Annotated in this window: 20 protein-coding genes; 12 read left to right on the forward strand and 8 right to left on the reverse strand. The window is 67.9% G+C overall.

What is annotated here, in order from left to right:
* Positions 1–30 precede the first annotated feature (30 nt).
* Positions 31–939, forward strand: coding sequence for a cation diffusion facilitator family transporter (locus KK141_RS18570; RefSeq protein ID WP_214572599.1), 909 nt, complete (start codon positions 31–33; stop codon positions 937–939).
* A 10-nt stretch (positions 940–949) separates the two neighbouring features.
* On the opposite strand, the gene KK141_RS18575 is transcribed toward KK141_RS18570, so the two are convergent.
* Positions 950–1,339 carry a VOC family protein gene (locus tag KK141_RS18575; protein ID WP_214572600.1) on the reverse strand — a complete coding sequence of 130 codons (390 nt, stop codon included), beginning with the start codon at positions 1,337–1,339 and terminating at the stop codon, positions 950–952.
* A 16-nt stretch (positions 1,340–1,355) separates the two neighbouring features.
* On the reverse strand, positions 1,356–1,742 hold the full coding sequence (locus KK141_RS18580; protein WP_167253838.1) for an MmcQ/YjbR family DNA-binding protein: 387 nt from the start codon (positions 1,740–1,742) through the stop codon (positions 1,356–1,358).
* Positions 1,743–1,924: 182 nt separating this feature from the next.
* Here KK141_RS18580 and KK141_RS18585 point away from each other — a divergent pair, with 182 nt between their 5' ends.
* Entirely contained in the window at positions 1,925–2,539 is a 615-nt protein-coding gene (locus KK141_RS18585) for a GNAT family N-acetyltransferase (protein ID WP_214572601.1), read from the forward strand.
* A gap of 144 nt (positions 2,540–2,683) precedes the next feature.
* A complete protein-coding gene (gene mfd, locus KK141_RS18590; RefSeq protein ID WP_214572651.1) occupies positions 2,684–6,142 on the forward strand; it encodes a transcription-repair coupling factor in 3,459 nt (1,152 codons plus the stop codon).
* Positions 6,143–7,109: 967 nt separating this feature from the next.
* Here the strand turns inward: mfd and egtD are convergent.
* Together egtD and egtB are read right to left on the reverse strand one after the other, a co-directional pair.
* A complete protein-coding gene (gene egtD / locus KK141_RS18595) occupies positions 7,110–8,087 on the reverse strand; it encodes an L-histidine N(alpha)-methyltransferase (RefSeq protein WP_214572602.1) in 978 nt (325 codons plus the stop codon).
* 14 nt (positions 8,088–8,101) lie between these two features.
* Positions 8,102–9,349 carry an ergothioneine biosynthesis protein EgtB gene (egtB, locus tag KK141_RS18600; protein ID WP_250901873.1) on the reverse strand — a complete coding sequence of 416 codons (1,248 nt, stop codon included), beginning with the start codon at positions 9,347–9,349 and terminating at the stop codon, positions 8,102–8,104.
* A 252-nt stretch (positions 9,350–9,601) separates the two neighbouring features.
* Between egtB and KK141_RS18605 the strand changes: the two genes are divergently transcribed.
* On the forward strand, positions 9,602–10,048 hold the full coding sequence (locus tag KK141_RS18605; protein WP_214572603.1) for a DUF6491 family protein: 447 nt from the start codon (positions 9,602–9,604) through the stop codon (positions 10,046–10,048).
* An 80-nt stretch (positions 10,049–10,128) separates the two neighbouring features.
* Here the strand turns inward: KK141_RS18605 and KK141_RS18610 are convergent, their stop codons facing one another.
* The 3 genes from KK141_RS18610 to KK141_RS18620 form a co-directional block, all read right to left on the reverse strand.
* Complete coding sequence (locus KK141_RS18610) at positions 10,129–10,482, reverse strand: hypothetical protein (RefSeq protein WP_214572604.1); 354 nt, start codon at positions 10,480–10,482, stop codon at positions 10,129–10,131.
* A gap of 144 nt (positions 10,483–10,626) precedes the next feature.
* Positions 10,627–12,822: a bifunctional 23S rRNA (guanine(2069)-N(7))-methyltransferase RlmK/23S rRNA (guanine(2445)-N(2))-methyltransferase RlmL gene (gene rlmKL / locus KK141_RS18615; protein ID WP_214572605.1), complete on the reverse strand. Its 2,196-nt coding sequence runs from the start codon at positions 12,820–12,822 to the stop codon at positions 10,627–10,629.
* Entirely contained in the window at positions 12,819–13,361 is a 543-nt protein-coding gene (locus tag KK141_RS18620) for an alpha/beta hydrolase (protein ID WP_214572606.1), read from the reverse strand. Before KK141_RS18620 ends, rlmKL begins: the two co-directional genes overlap by 4 nt.
* Before the next feature lie 64 nt (positions 13,362–13,425).
* Here KK141_RS18620 and KK141_RS18625 point away from each other — a divergent pair, with 64 nt between their 5' ends.
* The 4 genes from KK141_RS18625 to KK141_RS18640 all read left to right on the forward strand — a co-directional run bounded on the left by KK141_RS18625 (position 13,426) and on the right by KK141_RS18640 (position 16,152).
* Positions 13,426–13,983 (forward strand): N-acetylmuramoyl-L-alanine amidase, encoded by a 558-nt coding sequence (locus KK141_RS18625; protein ID WP_214572607.1) that lies wholly within the window; start codon positions 13,426–13,428, stop codon positions 13,981–13,983.
* Between the two features lie 82 nt (positions 13,984–14,065).
* Positions 14,066–14,929: an acyl-CoA thioesterase II gene (tesB, locus tag KK141_RS18630; protein WP_214572608.1), complete on the forward strand. Its 864-nt coding sequence runs from the start codon at positions 14,066–14,068 to the stop codon at positions 14,927–14,929.
* 22 nt (positions 14,930–14,951) lie between these two features.
* Positions 14,952–15,344, forward strand: coding sequence for a DUF2007 domain-containing protein (locus KK141_RS18635; protein ID WP_214572609.1), 393 nt, complete (start codon positions 14,952–14,954; stop codon positions 15,342–15,344).
* A 100-nt stretch (positions 15,345–15,444) separates the two neighbouring features.
* Positions 15,445–16,152 carry an arginyltransferase gene (locus KK141_RS18640; RefSeq protein ID WP_214572610.1) on the forward strand — a complete coding sequence of 236 codons (708 nt, stop codon included), beginning with the start codon at positions 15,445–15,447 and terminating at the stop codon, positions 16,150–16,152.
* Between the two features lie 10 nt (positions 16,153–16,162).
* On the opposite strand, the gene KK141_RS18645 is transcribed toward KK141_RS18640, so the two are convergent.
* Entirely contained in the window at positions 16,163–17,677 is a 1,515-nt protein-coding gene (locus tag KK141_RS18645; RefSeq protein WP_214572611.1) for an FMN-binding glutamate synthase family protein, read from the reverse strand.
* A 247-nt stretch (positions 17,678–17,924) separates the two neighbouring features.
* Here KK141_RS18645 and KK141_RS18650 point away from each other — a divergent pair, with 247 nt between their 5' ends.
* The 4 genes from KK141_RS18650 to KK141_RS18665 are packed head-to-tail and all read left to right on the forward strand — an operon-like array spanning position 17,925 to position 21,021.
* Positions 17,925–19,457, forward strand: a complete 1,533-nt coding sequence (locus KK141_RS18650; RefSeq protein ID WP_214572612.1) for a transglutaminase-like domain-containing protein — start codon at positions 17,925–17,927, stop codon at positions 19,455–19,457.
* 59 nt (positions 19,458–19,516) lie between these two features.
* Positions 19,517–20,389: an SPFH domain-containing protein gene (locus tag KK141_RS18655; protein ID WP_214572613.1), complete on the forward strand. Its 873-nt coding sequence runs from the start codon at positions 19,517–19,519 to the stop codon at positions 20,387–20,389.
* Positions 20,390–20,400: 11 nt separating this feature from the next.
* The gene (locus KK141_RS18660) at positions 20,401–20,598 is read left to right on the forward strand and encodes an Arc family DNA-binding protein (protein ID WP_167257772.1); all 198 of its coding nucleotides are present in this window, start codon (positions 20,401–20,403) and stop codon (positions 20,596–20,598) included.
* A 42-nt stretch (positions 20,599–20,640) separates the two neighbouring features.
* The gene (locus KK141_RS18665) at positions 20,641–21,021 is read left to right on the forward strand and encodes a DUF3887 domain-containing protein (protein WP_214572614.1); all 381 of its coding nucleotides are present in this window, start codon (positions 20,641–20,643) and stop codon (positions 21,019–21,021) included.
* Positions 21,022–21,032 lie beyond the last annotated feature (11 nt).

Below are 21,032 nucleotides of genomic sequence, written 5' to 3' on the forward strand. Positions count from 1 at the left end.
TCACTACTTAGGGTTTCAGGGAAGAATCTGATGTCGGGTCATGCGAATTCGTTGAAGGCGGTACTGCTGGCGCTGGGCGCCAACTTCGCCATCTTTCTCAGCAAGCTCGCCGCCGCGGTGCTGACCGGCTCCGGCGCGATGCTGGCCGAGGCGATCCATTCGCTGGCCGACTGCGGCAACCAGGGCCTGCTCCTGCTGGGCATGCGCCAGGCCAAGCGTCCGCCCAGCGAGGACTATCCGCTGGGCTGGGGCCGCGCGCTGTATTTCTGGTCCTTCCTGGTGGCCATCCTGCTGTTCAGCGTGGGCGGCATGTTTTCCATCTACGAGGGCGTGCACAAGCTCGGTTCGCCCGAGCCGCTGCAGCGTCCGTGGCTGGCGGTGGGCGTGCTGGTGTTCGGCATCGTGATGGAAGGCATCTCGATGCGCGGCTGCATGCAGGAAGTAAACAAGGCGCGCGACGGCCTGGGCCTGTGGCAGTGGTTCCGCGAGACGCGTTCTAGCGAGCTGCTGGTGATCTTCGGCGAAGACCTGGCCGCCCTGCTCGGCCTGGCGCTGGCGCTGCTGGCGATCCTCGCCACCATCCTCACCGGCAACCTGCTGTTCGATGCGGTCGGCACCATCGCCATCGGCGTGCTGCTGGTGGTGGTCGCCATCGCCGTGGCGGTGGAAGTGAAGGCGCTGCTGATCGGCCAGGGCGTGGAGCCGCGCCGCCGCCAGGAGCTGCTGGCGTTCCTGGCCGAGCGACCGGAAGTGGCCGAGGTGCTGAACCTGATCACCCTGCAGCTGGGCTCGGACGTGATGGTCTCGGTGAAGGCGCGCATGGCGCCGGCGGCGGACAATCTCGCGCTGATCCACAACATCAATGCTGTGGAGCACGCGATGAAGGCGCGCTTCCCCGATGTGGCGTGGAGCTTCTTCGAGCCGGACGTGGCGGACTGAGCGCAACGCCTTACTTGCGCTGCAGCAGATCCCACTTGTTGCCGTAGAGATCCTGGAACACCACCACGGTGCCGTAGGGCTCTTCGCGCGGCTCTTCGCAGAAGGTGCAGCCGGCGGCTTTCATGCGCTCGTAATCGCGCCAGAAATCGTCGGTGTTGAGCAGCAGGAACACGCGCCCGCCGGCCTGGTGGCCGATCGAAGCGCGCTGTTCCTCGTTGGAGGCCCGCGCCAGCAGCAGGCGCGTTTCGGTGGAGCCGCGCGGCGCCAGCACCACCCAGCGTTTTTCCTCGTCCATGCGGGTGTCTTCGATCAGCTCGAAGTTCATCACGCGGGTGTACCAGGCGATGGCCTGGTCGTAATCGGCCACGAGCAGCGCCAGGGCGCCGAGATGCTGTTTCATCGTTATTCCCGTCGATTCAGGCCGGCGGCAGGGGCGCCAGCTCTTTCTGCAGTTTCTTGGTGAGCTTGGCGCGCACCAGGGTGTAGGAGTCGCGCACCATCGCTTCCAGCTCGCCGGTGGCGAAGCGCTCCGGCTCCACCACGGCGACCCAGTGCGCGCGGGCCAAATAGGGCGAGGGGACGATGCCCGGCTGGTCGGTCAGTTCCAGGAAGCGGTCGTCCGCCACCTTCAGCGCCAGCCGGTGGCCGTGGGCCGCCTGCTCGGCGCGGGTGATGGCGAACATCTTGCCGCCCACGCTGAAGACCAGGTCCTCGCCCCATTTGATGTCGCGAGTCACTCCCGGCCAGGCCCCGCACAGGGCTTCCAGCTGAACCACCGTCATGCCCTTGCCGGCCTTGCCCATGCCTCGCTCCCTGTCGGCGCCATCTGGCCGATCGTCCGCGCATTGTGGCGATTCGGCCGGAGGCCGTCTCCCCGGAAGCGTGCCGGCCCGCAACATGAACGGGCTCAAGCGCGACGTAAAGCCGCGCCTGTAAATCAGTTTTGTTCATGTTGCGATGCACACAATACGGTAAAGTACGGACCATGGCTGCGAACTTCCTTACCGATATGTCCCCCGCCCGTCGTCCCCTGCCCCCGCCCAGCAACAAGCGCTTCACCCGCCCCCGGCTGGCGGAAGTCCGCACCTCGTCCAAGGGCGAGCTGGTCCGCACCCGCGACGGCCGTGAGCTGCGCCTGCGCGCGATCGAACCGGGCGACGTGGCCGCGCTGCAGCGCTGCTTTGGCCGGCTGTCGCCGGAGGACATCCGCCGCCGCTTTCTGCACGCCATGTCCGAGCTGCCGGCGCCGATGGCGCAGCGGCTGAGCCGGGTGGACCCGGCCATCGAAAGCGCCTACGTGCTGATGGACGAGACCGTGCAGCCGGCGGAAATGCGTGGCGTGGGCCGTATCTATGTGGACGAGGCGGCCAACAGCGCGGAGTTCTCGGTGGTGGTGGAGCGCGACTGGGCCCGCGTCGGCCTGGGCGCCCTGCTGATGCAGCGCCTGGTCGACGACTGCCGCCAGCGCGGCCTGGCCGAGCTCTGGGGCTATGTGCTGCTGGAGAACCGCCCGATGCTGCAGCTGTGCAAGGAACTGGGCTTCGTGCGCCGCCTCAGCCCGGAAGAACCCGGCACCACGCAGATCTCCCTGCGGCTCTGAACCGCTGCACGGCGGCGGCGCATACACCGCGGCAAACTCCCATATGACTTCCGACCGCCCCGGCTCGCCGGGGCGGTCGCGTTACACTTGCCCGCTTTCACCGGCGCGGCCGTCCTGGCCGAACCCACGGAACGCCAGCGCGACATGCCCAGTCCCATTCTTCTCCCCGCCCTTCCCACCACACCCAAGCACCGCCGCTACTGGACGCCGCCGCACGGCTCCTCGCGCGCCCTGCTGGTGGCCGAAGCCGCCCGCGCGCACGCCGGCCTGCTGGTGGCGGTGACGCGCGACACGCAGCGCGCGCACGCGCTGGAGGACGAGCTGAAGCTGTTCGCCGGCGACCTGCCGGTGCTGCATTTCCCGGACTGGGAAACCCTGCCCTACGACATCTTCAGCCCGCATCCGGAGATCGTCTCCCAGCGCATCGCCACCCTCTACAGCCTGCCGTCGACCAGGCGCGGCGTGCTGGTGGTGCCGGTGGCCACGCTGATGCAGCGCATCGCGCCGCACAGCCACGTGACCGGCTCCGGCCTGGTGCTGAGGAAGGGCCAGAAGCTGGATCTCTCCGCCGAGCAGCGCCGGCTGGAAGCGGCCGGCTACCGCAACGTGCCGCAGGTGGCCGAGCCCGGCGACTTCGCCGTGCGCGGCGCGCTGATCGACATCTTCCCGATGGGCGCGGGCGAGCCGTACCGCATCGAGCTGTTCGACGACGAAGTGGAATCGATCCGCAGCTTCGACCCGGAAACCCAGCGCTCGCAGCAGCCGGTGGAAAAAGTGGAGCTGCTGCCGGCGCGCGAATTCCCGCTGACCGAGCTGGCCGCCAAGGACTTCCGCGGCAAGCTGCGCGAGCGCTTCCCGATCGACGTGCGCCGCTGCCCGCTGTACCAGGACATGAAGGAAGGCGTGACGCCCGGCGGCATCGAGTACTACCTGCCGCTGTTCTTCGAGCAGACCGCCACCTTGTTCGACTACCTCGGCGAAGGCGCGGTGTTCGTGCTGGGCGAGGGCGCGCTGGAGTCGTCCGAGCAGTTCTGGCAGCAGACCGGCGAGCGCTACGACCAGCGCGCGCACGACATCGAACGCCCCGTGCTGCCGCCGGCCGAGCTCTATCTGCCGCCGGAACAATTGCGCGAACAGCTCAACCGCCGCCTGCGCGTGGAAGTGGTGCCCAGCGGCCACGAACACGCCGCCGACATCGGCACCCAGCCGGCGCCGGAACTGCCGCTCAACCGCAAGGGCGAAGAACCCGGCACCTCGCTGCGCCATTTCCTGGGCAGCTATCCGGGCCGCGTGCTGATCGCCGCCGATTCGGCCGGACGCCGCGAGGCGCTGATCGAGACGCTGGCCGCGGCGGGGCTGAAGCCCGACAGCATCGACGGCTGGCCGCGCTTCCTGGCGGCGGACGGCAGCGGACCGAAATTCGCCATCGCCATCGCGGGCCTGGAACAGGGCTTCGCGCTTAAAGCGCCGGCGATCACCGTACTCACCGAGCGCGAGCTCTACGGCGAGCGTGTACGCACCGAGCGCAAGCGCCGCCGCGGCGCGGCGCGCGATCCGGACGCGATCATCCGCGACCTCACCGAGCTGACCATCGGCGCGCCGATCGTGCACGTCGACCACGGCGTGGGCCGCTACCAGGGCCTGGTGTCGATGGAGCTGGGCGGCACCGAGGGCGAGTTCCTCACCATCGAATACGCCAAGGGCGACAAGCTCTACGTGCCGGTGGCGCAGCTGGGCCTGGTCAGCCGCTACACCGGCACCGCGCCCGAACTGGCGCCGCTGCATTCACTGGGCGGCGACGCCTGGGAGCGCGCGCGCCGCAGGGCGGCGGAGAAGGTGCGCGACGTGGCCGCCGAGCTGCTGGCCATCTATGCGCAGCGCGAAGCGCGCGGCGGCGAATCGCTGCCGATCGACCGCCAGCTGGTGGAGGAATTCGGCGCCAGCTTCCCGTTCGAGGAAACCCCGGACCAGGCGCAGGCCATCGACGCGGTGCTCGGCGACCTCGCCGCGCCGCGCGCGATGGACCGCGTGATCTGCGGCGACGTCGGCTTCGGCAAGACCGAAGTGGCGCTGCGCGCCGCATTCGCCGCCGCCACCGCCGGCAAGCAGGTGGCGGTGCTGGTGCCGACCACCCTGCTGGCGCAGCAGCACTTCCGCAACTTCGCCGACCGCTTCGCGGACTGGCCGGTGCGCGTGGACGTGCTGTCGCGCTTCAAGTCCACCAAGGAAGTGAACGACGCGCTGAAGCGCCTGACCGAAGGCCAGATCGACGTGATCATCGGCACGCACAAGCTGCTGCAGCCGGATATCCGCTTCAAGAATCTGGGCCTGGTGATCGTCGACGAGGAGCAGCGCTTCGGCGTGCGCCAGAAGGAGCAGCTGAAAAAGCTGCGCGCCGAAGTCGACCTGCTGACCATGACCGCCACGCCGATCCCGCGCACCTTGAACATGGCGATGAGCGGCCTGCGCGACCTGTCCCTGATCGCCACGCCGCCGGCGCACCGCATGGCGGTGCGCACCTTCGTCAGTGCGTGGGACCCGGCCACGGTGCGCGAGGCTTTCCAGCGCGAGCTGGCGCGCGGCGGCCAGGTGTACTTCCTGCACAACGAGGTGGAAAGCATCGAGCGCACCGCGCGCGAGCTGCAGGAGCTGATTCCGGAAGCGCGCATCGGCATCGCCCACGGCCAGATGGCCGAGCGCGAACTGGAACAGGTGATGGCGGACTTCCATCGCCAGCGTTTCAACGTGCTGGTGTGCACCACCATCATCGAGACCGGCATCGACATCCCCACCGCCAACACCATCATCATCGACCGCGCCGACCGCTTCGGCCTGGCGCAGCTGCACCAGCTGCGCGGCCGCGTGGGACGTTCGCACCATCGCGCCTATGCCTACCTGGTTGTGCCGGACCGCAAGGCGATGACGGCGGATGCGGAGAAGCGCCTGGAGGCGTTGGCCTCGCTCGAAGAACTGGGTGCGGGCTTTACGCTGGCCACCCACGATCTGGAAATCCGCGGCGCGGGCGAGCTGCTCGGCGACGAGCAGTCGGGGCAGATCCAGGAGATCGGCTTCGGTCTGTACACGGAACTGCTGGAGCGCGCGGTGCGTGCGCTGAAGTCGGGCAAGCTGCCGGACTTCGACCTCAGCTCCGAGCACGAGACCGAGGTGGAACTGCATCTTCCCGCCTTGATCCCCGACGACTACCTGCCCGACGTGCACACCCGCCTTACGCTCTACAAGCGCATCGCCAGCGCACGCCACGACGAGGCGCTGCGCGACCTGCAGGTGGAAATGATCGACCGCTTCGGCCTGCTCCCGGAGCAGGCCAAGACGCTGTTCGCCATCGCCGGCCTGAAGCTGATGGCGACGCCGCTGGGCATCCGCAAGCTGGACTTCGGACCGAACGGCGGCCGCATCACTTTCCGCGAGAAGCCCGAGGTGGATCCGATGGCGATCATCCGCCTGATCCAGGGCCAGCCGCGCGTGTACAAGCTGGATGGACAGGACAAGCTGAAGGTCCTGCTGGAGTTGCCGGGGGCGGCTGAGCGCATCCGCACGGCGCAGGAGATTCTGGTGCAGCTGGGGGCGCGGCGGCCCGCTTGAGGCTCATCATCCCGGCGCGTTGCTTGTCATCCCGGCGTAGGCCGGGATCCAGTTTCTGTATCGCTTGGTTTTTGCGTTATCGCGATTTGGCCGCTTATGCAGCGGGCATTTCGTGCGCCTGCCGGCGCCCGAGTCACTTTTTCTTTGCTGGCCCAAAGAAAAAGTAACCCAAAAGAAATGGCCTTCAGAGCAACGGCTCGCGACGCGACTAGAAGGAGCGGTGGGCGGCTGCGGTAACTTGATTAACCTGGGTCTATACGAAACCACAGTGCGTTTACATGACGCGTGCTTCAACGTGCCGTGGCCGAGAGGATGTTCAGTGACTGAGGTAGCTTTTGCGCTTCGCTCCTGTATGCGACGCCACCCCACTTCCCCCTCTCCCCTCCGGGGAGAGGGTCGGGGTGAGGGGTCGGGCAGAGCGCGGCGCTGGATCTCACCTCAATCTAATCTGCAAGGCTTCGCCGATCTTTAGGCCTTTGCGGGTGGAGCATGACGGACGTTTCGCTCCGCCCGGCCCCTCACCCTGCCCTCTCCCCGGAGGGGAGAGGGGTGAAGTCGTGAGGCATGCAGGAACGAGGAGCAAAAGCTGGCCTCGATTCTTGAACGTCCTCTCGGCGACGGCACGTTGAAGAGCGCGCCACGTAAACGCACAGTCGTTTCGTGTAGACCCAGGTTAATCAGGCTACCGCAGCCGTCCACCGCTCCTTCTAGTCGCGTCGCGGGCCGTTGCTCTGAAGGCTATTTCTCTTTGGTTACTTTCTCTTTGAGCCAGCAAAGAGAAAGTAACTCGGGCGCCGGCAGGCGCACGAAATGCCCGCTGCATAAGCGGCCAAATCGCGATAACGCAAAAACCAAGCGATACAGAAACTGGATCCCGGCCTACGCCGGGATGACGAGCAAAGGGCGCGCATCCGAACTACCCGCTGCATAAGCGGCCAATTCGCGCCCCCGCGAAAACCAGCTGAAATCAGCCGGCACGGCGCACCAAATACTGCACGGAGAACAACTCCTCCGGATCCAGCCACACCGTGGCCACCTCCAACCCCGCCTTGTGCGCCATCGCCGCGAAATCCTCCGGCGAATACTTGCAGCTGTACTCCACCAGCATGGCCTCGTCCTCGCCGAAACTGGCGAGCATGCGCCCCACCCGCACCTTCTGTTCGCAGGTACTGATGATGTGCGTCTCGATGCGTCCGGCCAGCGGGTTGTAGTGCGCGCGGTGGCGATACGCGTCGAGGCGGAAATCGCTGCCCAGCTCGCGGTTGAGGCGGGCCAGCATGTTGAGGGTGAACTCGGCGGTGATGCCGGCGCGGTCGTTGTAGGCGGACTCGATGCGCGCGGCATCCTTCTTCAGGTCCACGCCGATCAGCACGCCGCCGGCCTCGCCCATTTCGTCGCGCATGGTGCGCAGCAGCTGGATCGCTTCGCGCTGCTCGAAATTGCCGATGGTGGAACCGGGGAAATAGATGACCGTGCGGCGCGGCGCGCGCGGCGGGATCGGCAGGCGCAGCGGGCGGGTGAAGTCGGCATGCAGCGGCTGCATCGGCAGCGACGGGAAACGCGCAGCCAGGCGCTGCACGCTGGCGGCCAGCGCTTCAGAGGCAATTTCCACCGGCACGTAGCACACCGGCGAGACCAGGTGCTCCAGCAGCTGGCGCGTCTTCACCGCATTGCCGCTGCCGTATTCGACCAGGCGCACGTCCGGCCCCAGCGTGCGGGCGATATCGCCGGCATGCGTTTCGAGCAGGGCGATCTCGGCGCGCGTGAGGTAGTACTCCGGCTGCTCGCAGATCTGTTCGAACAGTTCACTGCCACGCTCGTCGTAGAACAGCCAGGACGGCAGGCGCTTCGGCTGCGCGCGCAATCCGCGCTGCACGATTTCCAGCAGTTCGCTGGCGGGCGGGCGACGGTCGTCGTCGCGGGGTTCCAGGGCTTGCAGGCTCATTGTTGTTGTCTCTCTTACCGGTCGCGTGCGAGGCGCAGGCCGGCGAACTGCCAGCGCGCCTGGGCGGGGAAGAAGTTGCGGTAGCTGGCGCGGATATGCTCGCGCGGCGTGGCGCAGGAGCCGCCGCGCAGCACCCATTGGGCATTCATGAACTTGCCGTTGTATTCGCCCAGCGCACCGGGCAACGGCTGGAAGCCGGGATAGCTGACATAGGGCGAGGCGGTCCACTCCCACACGTCGCCGTACATCTGCAGCAGGCCTTCGCCGCTGGCGGCGCGCGGCGCTTGCGCGCGCTCGTCCAGCAGATTGCCGTGCACCGGTTGCGCGGAGGCCGCGCTTTCCCATTCCGCTTCGCTGGGCAGGCGCGCGCCGGCCCAGCGCGCGAACGCGTCGGCTTCGAAATAGCTGAGCTGGGACACCGGCGCGGCGGGATCGAGCGCGCGGATGCCGCCGAGGCCATAAGCGCTGTCGAGGTCGTCCTGCCAGTACAGCGGATGCTGCCAGCCTTCCGCCTGCACCGTGGCCCAGCCGTCGGAAAGCCACAGCGCGGGTTCGCGGTAGCCGCCGTCCTGCACGAACAGGCGGAATTCCTCGTTCGTCACCGTGCGGTTGGCAAGCGCGTGCGCCTGCAGCAGGGCGCGGTGGCGCGGACCTTCGTTGTCGAAGGAAAAGCCATGGCCGTCGTGGCCGATCTCGACGATGCCCTCGCGGCCGTCGATGTAGTGCATCGATGCGGCGGGCACACGGTGTTGCGCGGACGGCAGCGCTGCGTCATAGGCCGGATGCAGCGGGTTGCACCACAGCGCGTGCTGGATGTCGGTGAGCAGCAGTTCCTGATGCTGCTGTTCGTGCTGCAGGCCGAGTTCGACGATAGCTGCGCCCGCGGCGTCGAGGCCGGCTTCGATGCGTTCCGCCACGGCGTCTTCGATACGCCGGCGATAGTCCAGCACTTCATCCAGGCTGGGACGCGACAGCAGGCCGCGGCGCGGACGCGCATGCATCGGCCCTACCGTCTGGTAGTAGGAGTTGAGCAGGTAATGCCATTCCGGATGCGGCGGACGCCAGGCCGGATCGCGGGCGAGCAGGAACTGCTCGAAGAACCACGTGGTGTGCGCCAGATGCCATTTGGCCGGACTGGCGTCGGGCATGGATTGCACCATCATGTCCTCGGCGCTGAGGCCGGCCGACAAGCCGAGGGTGCGGCTGCGCACGCGATGGAAACGCTGCACCAGCGACCCGGCGCGCGATGCGAGATCCGACAGGCTCACGCGGGCCTCCGTTGCAACGAAATGCCCCGTCGAACGTTATAGGAAGGGCTTGGCGACTCGAGGACCCGCATCCAGATACCTTGCCGTAGCAGCCGTTCAATTTCCGTGATCCGGCGATGGCAAAGGCTTGACACACGGCGGCCGGGCAGCGCTCAAATGCGCGCGCACGACGTCGGTGGTTTCACCAGGCAAGGGCCCCGGCAACGGGTAGCACAGGGAGTTCCATCAACCCCTAGAGGTACACCTATGAAAACCGTCACCGCCATGTTGCTGCTTGCGATGACTGCCGCCACCGGCATGGCTCATGCCGACGGTCCGGCACCCGAGCGCCAGCCGATGCGTCCGGTCAGCGAATGCCTGCGTCCGGATCGCGTCAACGAATGGTATGTCGTGGACAACCGCACCGTGATCGCACGCACCGGCCCGGACCGCTACCTGGTCAAGCTCACCGCCGATTGCCCGCGCTTAGGCATCGGCCAGCAGCTGCTGTTCCGCGCCAACGATTCCAACCGCGCGGCCGGCCTGGGCGCGGTCTGCGGCGAAGTGGGCGAGAGCGTGATCTCGCGCGACCAGCCGCCCTGCGCGATCCAGTCGGTGAGCAAGATCGACAAGGCGAAGTTCGAGAAGCTGGAGAAGCATGCCTCGCAGCACGGCTTCCTCAGCAACGGCGGCACGCCGCCGACGCGGCCATGACCGGCGCGCCATGAAACGAAAGAGCCCGGCCTAGGCCGGGCTCTCTTTTGCGCATAGCGGCGAAATCGATCGCCGCGCAATCAATCACCGTCGTAGTAGCGGCTGGTGCGGTAGCCGTCGCTGTAGTAGCCGCGCTCTTCGTACACACGGCGCACGTACACCGGACGTTCCACCACCACCGGTTCGTCGTAATACACCACGCGCGGCGCCGGACGGTAGTACACGGGCGGTGCGTAATAGCCGCCGCCGTAATACGGGTGGCGATAGTGACCGCGGTAGCCGTCGGAGTAGCCGATGCTGACACCCGGCAGATTGACGCCGATACCCACGCTGACGTGGCTGCGGGCGAAGGACGGGGCGGCGGCCGCGCAACCCAGCAGCACGGCGGCGGCGAGGACCACGCGCTTGAGGCTGGAAGGCTTCGACTTGTTCATGGCTTTCGGTCTCCGAGAGAGCGGCGGCAACGGTGCGGGCGGCCCGGGAAAGGGTGGTGCGGAGGGCCGTTCCGGCGTTGTCTGCCGGTGCTCATGCTCGGGCCGGAGGGCTGAATCCGGACTGAGCATTTTCACCCCGTTTTCCTAGCGTTTACCCCGGTTGTGAATGTGCCGCACGCTGTCGCCCCAGGGCGACTCTTCGGGCCGCAGGCGCAGCACCCAGCAGCCGTGGATATCGGCCCGGCGGGCGAAGTCGAACGGGATGCTGGCGGCGCTCCAGTCCTCGATCTCGAAGCGCTCTTCCAGCGCCGCGCGATCCAGCGTGAAGCGGCGGAAATTGTTGGAGAACACGATCACCCCGTCCCCCGCCAGCCGTTCCGCGCAGGCCAGCAGCAGGCGGGCGTGGTCGCGCTGCACGTCGAAGTCCTCGGCCCGCTTGGAATTGGAGAAGGTCGGCGGATCGACGTAGATCAGCCCGTACCGCTCGCGTTCGTGGCGCAGGAACTCCATCGCGTCGGCCTGCATCAGCCGGTGCTTCGTCCCGGTGAATCCGTTCAGGGCGAGATTGCGCGAAGCCCAGTCCAGATAAGTGCCGGACAGATCCACGCTGGTGGTGTCGCGCGCCCCGCCCGCCGCGGCATAGACGCTGGCGGTGGCGGTGTAGGCGAACAGGTTCAGGAAGCGCCGCCCCTCGGCCAGCTCGCGCAGGCGCGCGCGGACCAGGCGGTGGTCCAGGAACAGTCCGGTGTCCAGGTAGTCGGTGAGATTGACCAGGAACTGCAGGCCGCCCTCCTCCACCGGGACGAACTCGCCGCGCTGGTCGAACTGCCCGTACTTGGAACCGCCCTTGCCGCGCTCGCGCGTCTTCAGCGCCACGCGGTCGCGCGGCACACCGAACACTTCGCCTGCGACGCGCACGATCTCGCGCAGGCGCAGCCGCGCGGTCTCGGCGGGAATGTCGGCCGGCGCACGGTATTCCTGCACGTGCAGCCACTGGCCGCCCTTGGCGTCGCCGTAGACGTCGATGGCCGCCGCGTATTCCGGCAGGTCCTGGTCGTAGGCGCGCCAGCAATGGATGGCTTCGCGTTCCAGCCGCTTGCGCAGATGGCGGACGTTCTTCTCCAGCCGGTTCTTCAGCATCTGCGCGCCGGCCGACAGCGGCTTGGCTTCGCGCGGCGTGTCGGCGGCGGCGCGCAGCTCGAACAGCAGCAGCACGGTTTCCAGCGCGCCGTTGTACAGCGCGTATTTCTTGCTCGCGCGCAGCGGGATGGCCTGGCCCAGTTCCGCATCGCCGGCCAGCACGGCGGCATGCCAGCCGGCGAAGCGCTGCTTCAGTGTTTCGCCCAGCGCGCGGTACAGCTTGGGCATCGCCTCGCGCTCGCCCAGGCGTTCGCCGTAGGGCGGATTGGTGATGACCAGGCCGCGTTCGCAGCCGGGCGGCGGCGCCACGTGCAGCGCGTCGTGGCGATCCAGGGTGAGGAAGCCGGACACGCCGGCCTCCTGCGCATTGCGCTTGGCGGTCTGCACCATGCGCGGATCGGAGTCGCTGCCGAAGAAGCACGGGCGCAGCGCGCGCAGGCCGGTTTCGGCGCGCGTGCGCGCTTCTTCCAGCAAGCTGCGCCACACCGCGATGTCATGGCCGAGCCAGCCGAGGAAACCGAAATATTCGCGGCGCAGGCCCGGCGCCACGTCGGCGGCCATCAGCGCGCCTTCGATCAGCAAGGTGCCGGAGCCGCACATCGGATCGAGCAGCGCACCGCCCTGCGCATACATGGCGGGCCAGCCGGCGCGGACCAGCATCGCGGCCGCGAGGTTTTCCTTCAGCGGCGCGTCGCCCTGCATTTCGCGCCAGCCGCGGCGGTGCAGCGGTGCGCCAGCCAGATCCAGCGACAGCGTGGCGCGGTCGCGGCGCAGGCGCAGGTGGATGCGCACGTCGGGTTCGTCCGTATCCACGTCCGGACGCGAGCCGTCGCGTTGGCGGAACTGGTCGACCACCGCGTCCTTCACGCGCAGCGCGATGAACTGGCTGTGGGTGAGCTTGCTCTGCGCGGTCACCGCCTCCACCGCCAGGGTGCCGTGCGCAGCCAGGTGTTTCGACCAGTCGATGGCTTCCACGCCGGCGTACAGCGCGTCGCCGTCCGCCGCGTCGAATTCCGCCAGCGGCAGCAGCACGCGGCTGGCCAGGCGCGACCACAGGCAGGCGCGGTAGGCGATCTCCAGCGGGCCGGAGAAGTACACGCCGGCCAGCGCCTCGCGCACGTCTTCGGCGCCCAGCGCGGCCAGTTCGTCGCGCAGCAGGTATTCCAGGCCCTTGGGGCAGGTGGCGAAGTAGGCGCTCACTGGAGGCCCGCCATGCCGTCGAGGGACATGCCGTCAAGGAACACCCGGAACTGCGCGCCGATGGTGTCGACGCTGGAGCTCAGGCGATGGTCGTCGTCCAGCACCAGCAGCGGCAGGCTGCGGCGGCGGGCGAAGTCGTGCAGGTCGTCCAGCGGGCACATGTCGTCGTGCCAGCCGTGGATCAGCACCGTGGGCACGTCCTGGCGCAGATCGAAAGCCGCCTGGTAGCCGGGAATCGCCACCGGCGTGGCCAGCAGGAACAGGCCGGCCACCGGCCGCTCCAGCGAAGCCAGGCCCGAAGCGAACGCGCCCATGCTGGACCCGACCAGCACCGGCGGCGCGTCCAGCGCGTCGATGGCCGCGCGCAGGCGCGCCACCCGCGGGGGCACCGAGCCGGCGTAGCCGTGGTGGTCGTCTTCGCGGTAGTCGGGCCGCTGCGTGGACCAGCCCAGCGATTCGGCGATGGCGGCCAGCGCGCTGACCTTGGTGGCATCCGGGCCGGAATCCGAACCGTGGGAAAGAATGATCTGGCCGCGCATCGCGGTCTCCAACGAGCAGGTACAAGGCGCCCATGATACCGGGCCGCATGCGAGACTCGCCCGAATGAACATCCGCGACCACTTCCTGCCTTACGTCGAGCTCCTGCCCGAGCGCCCCGCCGACGCCATCGAACTGGTGGTCATCCACTGCACCGAGCTGCCGGATCTGGCCACCGCCCGCGAATACGGCGAGCGCATCGTCCACGACAGCGGCACCGGCAACAGCGGCCACTACTACATCGACCGCGACGGCTCGACCTGGCGCTACGTGCCCGGCACCCGCGTGGCGCACCACGTGCGCGGCTTCAATCCGCATTCGATCGGCATCGAGCTGGTCAACCGGGGCCGCTATCCGGACTGGTGGCATGCCGACAACCAGACCATGACCGAGCCCTACCCGGCCGCCCAGATCGACGCCCTGCGCGCCCTGCTGGCCCGCCTGCGCAGCGAATTTCCGAAGCTGCGCGATATCGCCGGCCACGAGGACCTGGACCTGGCCCGCCTGCCGGCCAGCGACGACCCCAGCCGCGAGGTGCCGCGCAAGCTCGACCCGGGCCCGATGTTCCCCTGGGACCAGGTGCTGGCCGGCAGCGGCCTGCACCGCCTGCCGGCACAGGGCTGAAGGGGGACGGGGTGAAGGGCCGGGCGCGGCTATAATTCGCGGCGCGGGCCGCCGGCCCGATTCCCCCTTGGATTGCTTAGACATGACGGAAAACCACGTCCGCGAGCTGGTCGACCTGCTGCAGCTCGAACGCCTGGAAGACAACCTGTTCCGCGGCCAGAGCCGCGATATCGGCACGCGCTTCGTGTTCGGCGGACAGGTGCTCGGCCAGGCGCTGTCGGCTGCGCAGGAGACGGTGGACTCCTCGCGCACGGCACATTCGCTGCACGCCTATTTCCTGCGCGCCGGCGATATCGACGCGCCGATCGTCTACAGCGTGGAGCGCACGCGCGACGGCGGTACGTTCTCCTCGCGCCGGGTGGTGGCGATCCAGCACGGCCAGCCCATCCTCAACGGCTCGATCTCGTTCCAGATCGAGGAAACCGGCTTCGAACACCAGACCGCCATGCCCGAAGTACCGGCGCCGGAAGACATCGCGCCGATGCAGCCGCTGCCGCCGGACAAGCTGGCCAAGCTGCCGGAGAAACTGCAGCGCTGGCTGGGCCTGGAAGCGCCGATCGAATTCCGCCACGTGTGGCCGCAGGACAAGCTGCATCCGAGCAAGCGCCCGCCCTACCAGCACATCTGGTTCCGTGTGGCCGCGCCGGTGGGCGATTCGGACGTGCTGCACCGCGCCCTGCTCGCCTACGCCTCGGACTTCAACCTGATCGGCACCGCCACCCTGCCGCACGGCATTTCGTACTACACGCACAACGTGCAGATGGCCAGCCTGGACCACGCGCTGTGGTTCCACCGCCCGTTCCGCGTGGACGAGTGGCTGCTGTATTCGTTCGACAGCCCCACCGCGCAGGGCGCGCGCGGGCTGGCGCGCGGGCAGATCTTCAGCCGCGACGGGCGGCTGGTGGCCTCGACCGCGCAGGAAGGCCTGATCCGGCTGCGCCCCTGAGCCGACGGAGTAACATCGACCCATGCGCCAGATCTATACCTCGCCCCGTCCCGAAAACATCAACCGCGTCGCCGCCATGCTTGGCGAGCACGGCATCGAATGCTCGATCGAGAACCGCTCCAACTGGAACAAGCCCAGCTACGAGCGCTTCAGCTACTCCCAGCGCAAGGAAAACCGCGACCGCTGGGAACAGGTCTGGATCAGCAAGGCCGACGACTACACCCGCGCCCGCACCCTGCTGCGCGAGCTGGGCATCGAACCGGTGATCCGCCACGGCGAGGAACTGGCCCTGGCCCGCAACCCCAGCCCCGACGCGCGCCGCGGCAGCGTGGCCAACCGGGTGCGCCGGATCGTGATGCTGGCGGTGGCCGGCGCCTTCGTGGTGGTGATGCTGCGCTACATGGGTGTGATCTGACCCGGTAGCCGGGGACACCGTCCTACAGCGTATGGACGGGCCCGGCCCAGCGGATTTGAGACGCTTGTCACGGCAAGCCGCCTCGGACGTAGAATCTGCCATGCGCTCCGATCGCGTCCGCCTCTTCCAGACCCTGCCTCACGCCTGCGGGTATTTTCCCGACCGCACGGCGCAGAACCTGGTGATCGATCCGGCGGCGCCGCATCTGGACCAGCTGTACGGGCCGGCCCTGGAACGCGGCTTCCGCCGTGCCGGCGGGCATCTGTACTTTCCCTACTGCAGCAGCTGCCGGGCCTGCACGCCCTGCCGCATCGACGTGGAACGCTTCCGCCCCAGCCGCTCGCAGCGGCGCTGCCTGAAGCGCAATGCCGATCTGCAGGTGGTGGAATCCATGGCCGGCTACAACAGCGAGCGGCACGCGCTGTACGAGCGCTACCTGCGCCAGCGCCATCCCGGCGGCGGCATGGACGAGGCCGACGCCAGCGACTTCCGCCGCTTCCTCACCGCGCCGTGGAGCCCGACCCTGTTCCTGGAACTGCGCCAAGGCCCGCGCCTGCTCGGCGTGGCGGTGACCGACGTGTCGCTGCACGGCCTGTCGGCGGTCTACACCTTCTTCGAGCCGGACGTGACCGAGCGCAGCCTGGGCACCTTCGCCATCCTGCAGCAGGTGGAACTGGCCAAGCGCCGCGGCATCCCATGGATCTACCTCGGCTTCTGGATCGACGGCCATCCGAAGATGGACTACAAGCGCCACTTCCAGCCGCTGCAGATCCGCACCATCGACGGCTGGGTGGACATGGAGCGCTGAGGCCGCAGCCTCAGGCGCTTGGCGTATAGCCTTCCGGATACGGAAACAGCTTCACCAGCGGCACCGAGATGCCGTCGTCGCCCATCACGCGGCAATGCGTGCGGTCCAGTTCGCGCGGCTCTTCCACGCCGCAGCTGTGCGCGATGATGCCGACCTCGCGCATCACGTTGGTGGCGTAGTGATAGACCCGCTCGCTCTTGTCGGTCACCACCAGGCCGCGCTGCAGCTTGGGGTTCTGCGTGGTGATGCCGGTGGGACAGGAGTTGCGGTTGCACTGCAGCGACTGGATGCAGCCCAGCGCCAGCATGAAGCCGCGCGCCGAGTTGACGAAGTCCGCGCCCATCGACAGCGCCCACGCCACGTCGTAGGCGGTGATGCACTTGCCCGAGCAGATCACCTTGATGCGCTCGCGCAGGCCTTGCCGGATCAGCGTGTTGATCAGCGCCGGCAGCGCCTCGCGCAGCGGCAGGCCGACGCCTTCCATCAGGGTCTGCGGCGCGGCGCCGGTGCCGCCTTCGGAGCCGTCGACGATGATGAAGTCCGGCGCGCTCTCGATGCCGCGGCGGCGCACTTCCTCGCACAGCTCGTCGATCCATTCCATGCCGCCGAACACCGCCTTGAAGCCGGTCGGCTTGCCGGTGAGTTCGCGGATATGCGTGATCGCATCCATCAGCTCGCGCACGTTGCCGATGTCGAGGTGGCGGTTGGGGCTTTGCGAGTCCTCGCCCACCGCGATGCCGCGGATCGCCGCGATCTCCGGCGTCACCTTGGCGCCCGGCAGCAGGCCGCCCATGCCGGGCTTGGCGCCCTGGCCCAGCTTGATGCTGACCATCTTCACCTGCGGGTGCTTGCAGATGTCCAACAGTTTCTGATCGTCCAGCTTGCCCTCGGGCGTGCGCACGCCGTACTTGGCGGTGCCGATCTCGAACACGATGTCGCAGCCGCCCTCAAGGTGATACGGCGCCAGTCCGCCCTCGCCGGTATCCATCCAGATGCCGGCCTTGGCCGCGCCGATCGACAGCGCGCGCACCGCCGGCGCGGACAGCGCGCCGAAGCTCATCGCCGAGATGTTGAAGAAGGACGAATGGCTGTACGGCTCGCGCGCATAGGGCCCGAGCGTGAGCGGCCTCGGCACCACGTGCTGCTGCCCCAGCGCGGGAAACGGCGCGTTGACGAAGAACGGCAGGCCTTCGGCATGCAGGTCGCGGGTGGAGCCGAAGGCGTTGGTGTTTTCCACGTCCTTGGCGGCGCGGTACACCCACATGCGCTGCGCGCGGTTGAACGGCATTTCCTCGCGGTCGCTGGAATACAGGTATTGGCGGAAGAATTCGCCCAGGTGCAGGAACCAGTAGCGGAAGTGGCCAATCACCGGGAAGTTGCGCAACACCGAGTTGGAGGTCTGGTTGCGGTCCACCAGCCACACCACCAGCACCACCATCACGCCGATCGCCAGCAGCAGCAGGAACAGCGCCGCGAAAGTCTCCACGATCACTACCAGCCAATGCGCAAATGCCGAGGACTGCATGCCTGCTCCCTGCCTAGTTGGCACGGCCGGCGCCGCACCGTTGGGTTGGTTGAATCCGGCGATCCTCGCACAATCGCCGGGCGGAAAAACGCTTCCGGCCACAGGCCCGGAAACGCAAAAAGCCGCGCTTCCCGTAAGCGCCCCGCAAGCCTTGCCCCAGCCCATCTGCGGTCTCGCTGCATTGCGGATTGACGACAGCCTTAAGTCGGCATTCACTGTCATCCAAGCCGTCCCCACGGATACGCATATGCGACTGAAGACCGCCAAGCTATTGCTGGTGCTGTTGCTGTTGCCGTGTCCCGTCGCCGGGACCATGGCCGCCGACAGCGTGCCCGGCAACTCCGCCGACACCACCTGGATGAGCGTCCTGCTGGGCGGCCGCAAGATCGGCCACCTGCGCATCGACCGCGCCACCGCGCAAGGCACGGTGACCACCACCCAGACGCTGTCGATCCTCCTCAACCGCAGCGGCAAGAGCATCCCGCTGAGCAACATGATCCGCAGCGTGGAAAGCACCGCCGGCCAGCCGCTAGGCTTTTCCACCCGCACCTCGATGTCCGCCATGGACAGCACGGTGAACGGCGAGCGCCAGGCCGACGGCTCGTTCCGCATCACCACCACGGTGGGCGGCGCCACGCGCTACGCCTATATCCCCTGGCCCGGCCAGGCCCTGCTCAACGACGCCCAGCGCCGCACCATGCTCGACGCCGCGAAGCAGCCCGGCCTGCGCTACCGCATGGAAATGTTCGACCCCGCCACCCAGCAGGTGATGGACGTGGCGGTGGAAGTGATGGGCAACGAGGCGGTCGACCTGCCCGGCGGCACCGAGACGCTCAGCCACCAGCGCCAGCGCCTGCACCAGGACCGCGGCGACCAGATCCTGGACCTGTGGCTGGACGGCCAGGGCCGCGCGCGCAAGGGCATCATCTCGATGCTCGGGCGGCAGCTGGAAATGATCGCCTGCGACCAGGCCTGCGCGCTCGCGCCGGAGCAGGACGTGGACATGTTCCGCGCCGCCATGGTCGATTCGCCGCGGCCGCTGACGCCGAACCTGCGCGATTCCTTCCTGCGCTACCGGCTGACCATCGAGGGCGACATCCCCACGCCGATCATCAACACCGACGAACAGCGCGTGCTGCACCTGGGCGGCCACGACTGGCAGATCGACATCGGCAACGCCTACGCCGGCGGCCAGGCGCCGCCGCAACCGGAAGACCTGCGCGCCAACGACTGGCTGCAGTCCGACGCCCCGGAGATCCGCGAGCTGGCCGCAGAGGCGGTGGGCAGCGCGGTGGACAACCGGCAGAAGATGCGCCGGCTGCGCAGCTTCGTCAGCCACTACATCACCCAGCACGGCCTGGACATCGGCTACGCCTCGGCGCTGGAAGTGGTGAACACGCGCCAGGGCGACTGCACCGAATACGCCGTGCTGCTGGCGGCGATGGCGCGCGCCCAGGGCATTCCGGCGCGGGTGGTCACCGGCATGGTCTACGCCGACCGCTACGCCAACACCTCGCGCGTGTTCGTACCGCACGAATGGGTGCAGGCCTGGGTGGACGGGCGCTGGCAAAGCTACGACGCGGCGCTGCGCCGCTTCGACAGCACACATATCGCGCTGGACACCGGCGACGGCGACCCCTGGCACTTCTTCGCCGTCACCAACCTGTTCAACGCCATGCAGATCGTCGACGTGGTGCCCTCCTGGGAGTTCATGAACACGGCTCCTGTGGTGGCGGCGCCGGTCGCCCCGGTGGGCAACGGGGGCGGGGGCAGCCACTAGGCACTTGCAAATGACATCATTTTGATATCAGATACCTCCCATCCAAGGGAGGTATCACCATGAATGAGCGTCAGGGTTTTTCGCTTGCCGGTATCCCGTTCGTCGGTTTCTGCCTGCTGCTGGCCGCCTTCGGCATCTGGCTGGTGCTCAGTTCCGCCGGCCACCAGCCGCCGCTGGCCAGCTTCTTCGGTGGCGTGGCCGTGCTGGTGTTCACCGCGTTCCTGCTGAAGGGCTTCTTCCAGGTCGCGCCGAACGAAGGCCAGGTCATGCAGCTGTTCGGCAAGTACGCCGGCACGGTGCGCGTGGAAGGGCTGCGCTGGACCAATCCGTTCTTCACCCGCCGCCGCGTCTCGCTGCGCGTGCGCAACTTCGAGAGCGGCAAGCTCAAGGTCAACGACAGCGACGGCAATCCGATCGAGATCGCCGCGGTGGTGGTGTGGCAGGTGGTGGACACGGCCGAGGCGGTGTTTCAGGTCGACGACTACGAGAACTTCGTGCATATCCAGAGCGAGTCGGCGCTGCGCCAGATGGCGCAGAACTACCCCTACGACGCGCACGACGACGGCAAGCCCTCGCTGCGCAGCCACGGCGAAGTGATCAACAACCATCTGCGCGACGAGATCCAGGCGCGCCTGGACAAGGCCGGCGTCAGCGTGATCGAGTCGCGCATCAGCCACCTCGCCTACGCCCAGGAAATCGCCCAGGCCATGCTGCAGCGCCAGCAGGCCAGCGCCATCGTGGCGGCGCGCGGACGCATCGTCGAAGGCGCCGTCGGCATGGTCGCCATGGCGCTGGACAGCCTGCGCCAGCAGGGCGTGGTGGAACTGGACGAAGAGCGCAAGGCGGCCATGGTCAGCAACCTGCTGGTGGTGCTGTGCGGCGACCGCGCCACGCAGCCGGTGGTCAACGCCGGCACGCTCTACGGCGGCTGAGCGAGTCGCACGTGCCGGCCGAAAAGAAAGCCTATCCGCTGCGCATCAGCCCCGCCGTGCTGGAGGCGATGCAACGCTGGGCCGACGACGACTTGCGCAGCGTCAACGCGCAGATCGAATACGTACTGCGCGAAGCGCTGCGCAAGAGCGGACGCCTCAAGGCCGGCCAGGCCGCGCCGGTGGCGGACGACCAGGACGATCCCACCTAAATCCACGCAAACCGACACCGACAGGAACAGGGGAACCGCACCATGAAGAAGTCGCTGGCAGTCATCGTCTGCCTGGGTATCTGTTTGTCCGCCGCGGCGGGCGCGCGTGCCGAATCGCCGTGCGAAACCGCCTCGACGCATCTGCTCGACGCGCTCGACAAAGGCGACTACGCCGGCGCCACCGGCGATTTCAACGACACCATGAAGGCCAGGCTGCTGCCGGAAAAACTCGGCCAGATCTGGCCGGCGGTGGCGCAGCAGTTCGGCGAGCGCGGGGCGCGCGACGCGGCGACCGTGGTGCCGGCCGGCGATCTCACCGTCGTGCTCACGCCGCTGCATTACGGCCAGAGCACGATCGACTCCAAGGTCACCTGCGATGCGCAAGGCAAGGTGGCCGGGTTCTTTATCCAACCGCACCACTGAGCGCGAGGACT

The sequence above is a fragment of the Dyella sp. LX-66 genome, from assembly GCF_018599165.1.
Lineage (GTDB): Bacteria > Pseudomonadota > Gammaproteobacteria > Xanthomonadales > Rhodanobacteraceae > Dyella_D > Dyella_D marensis.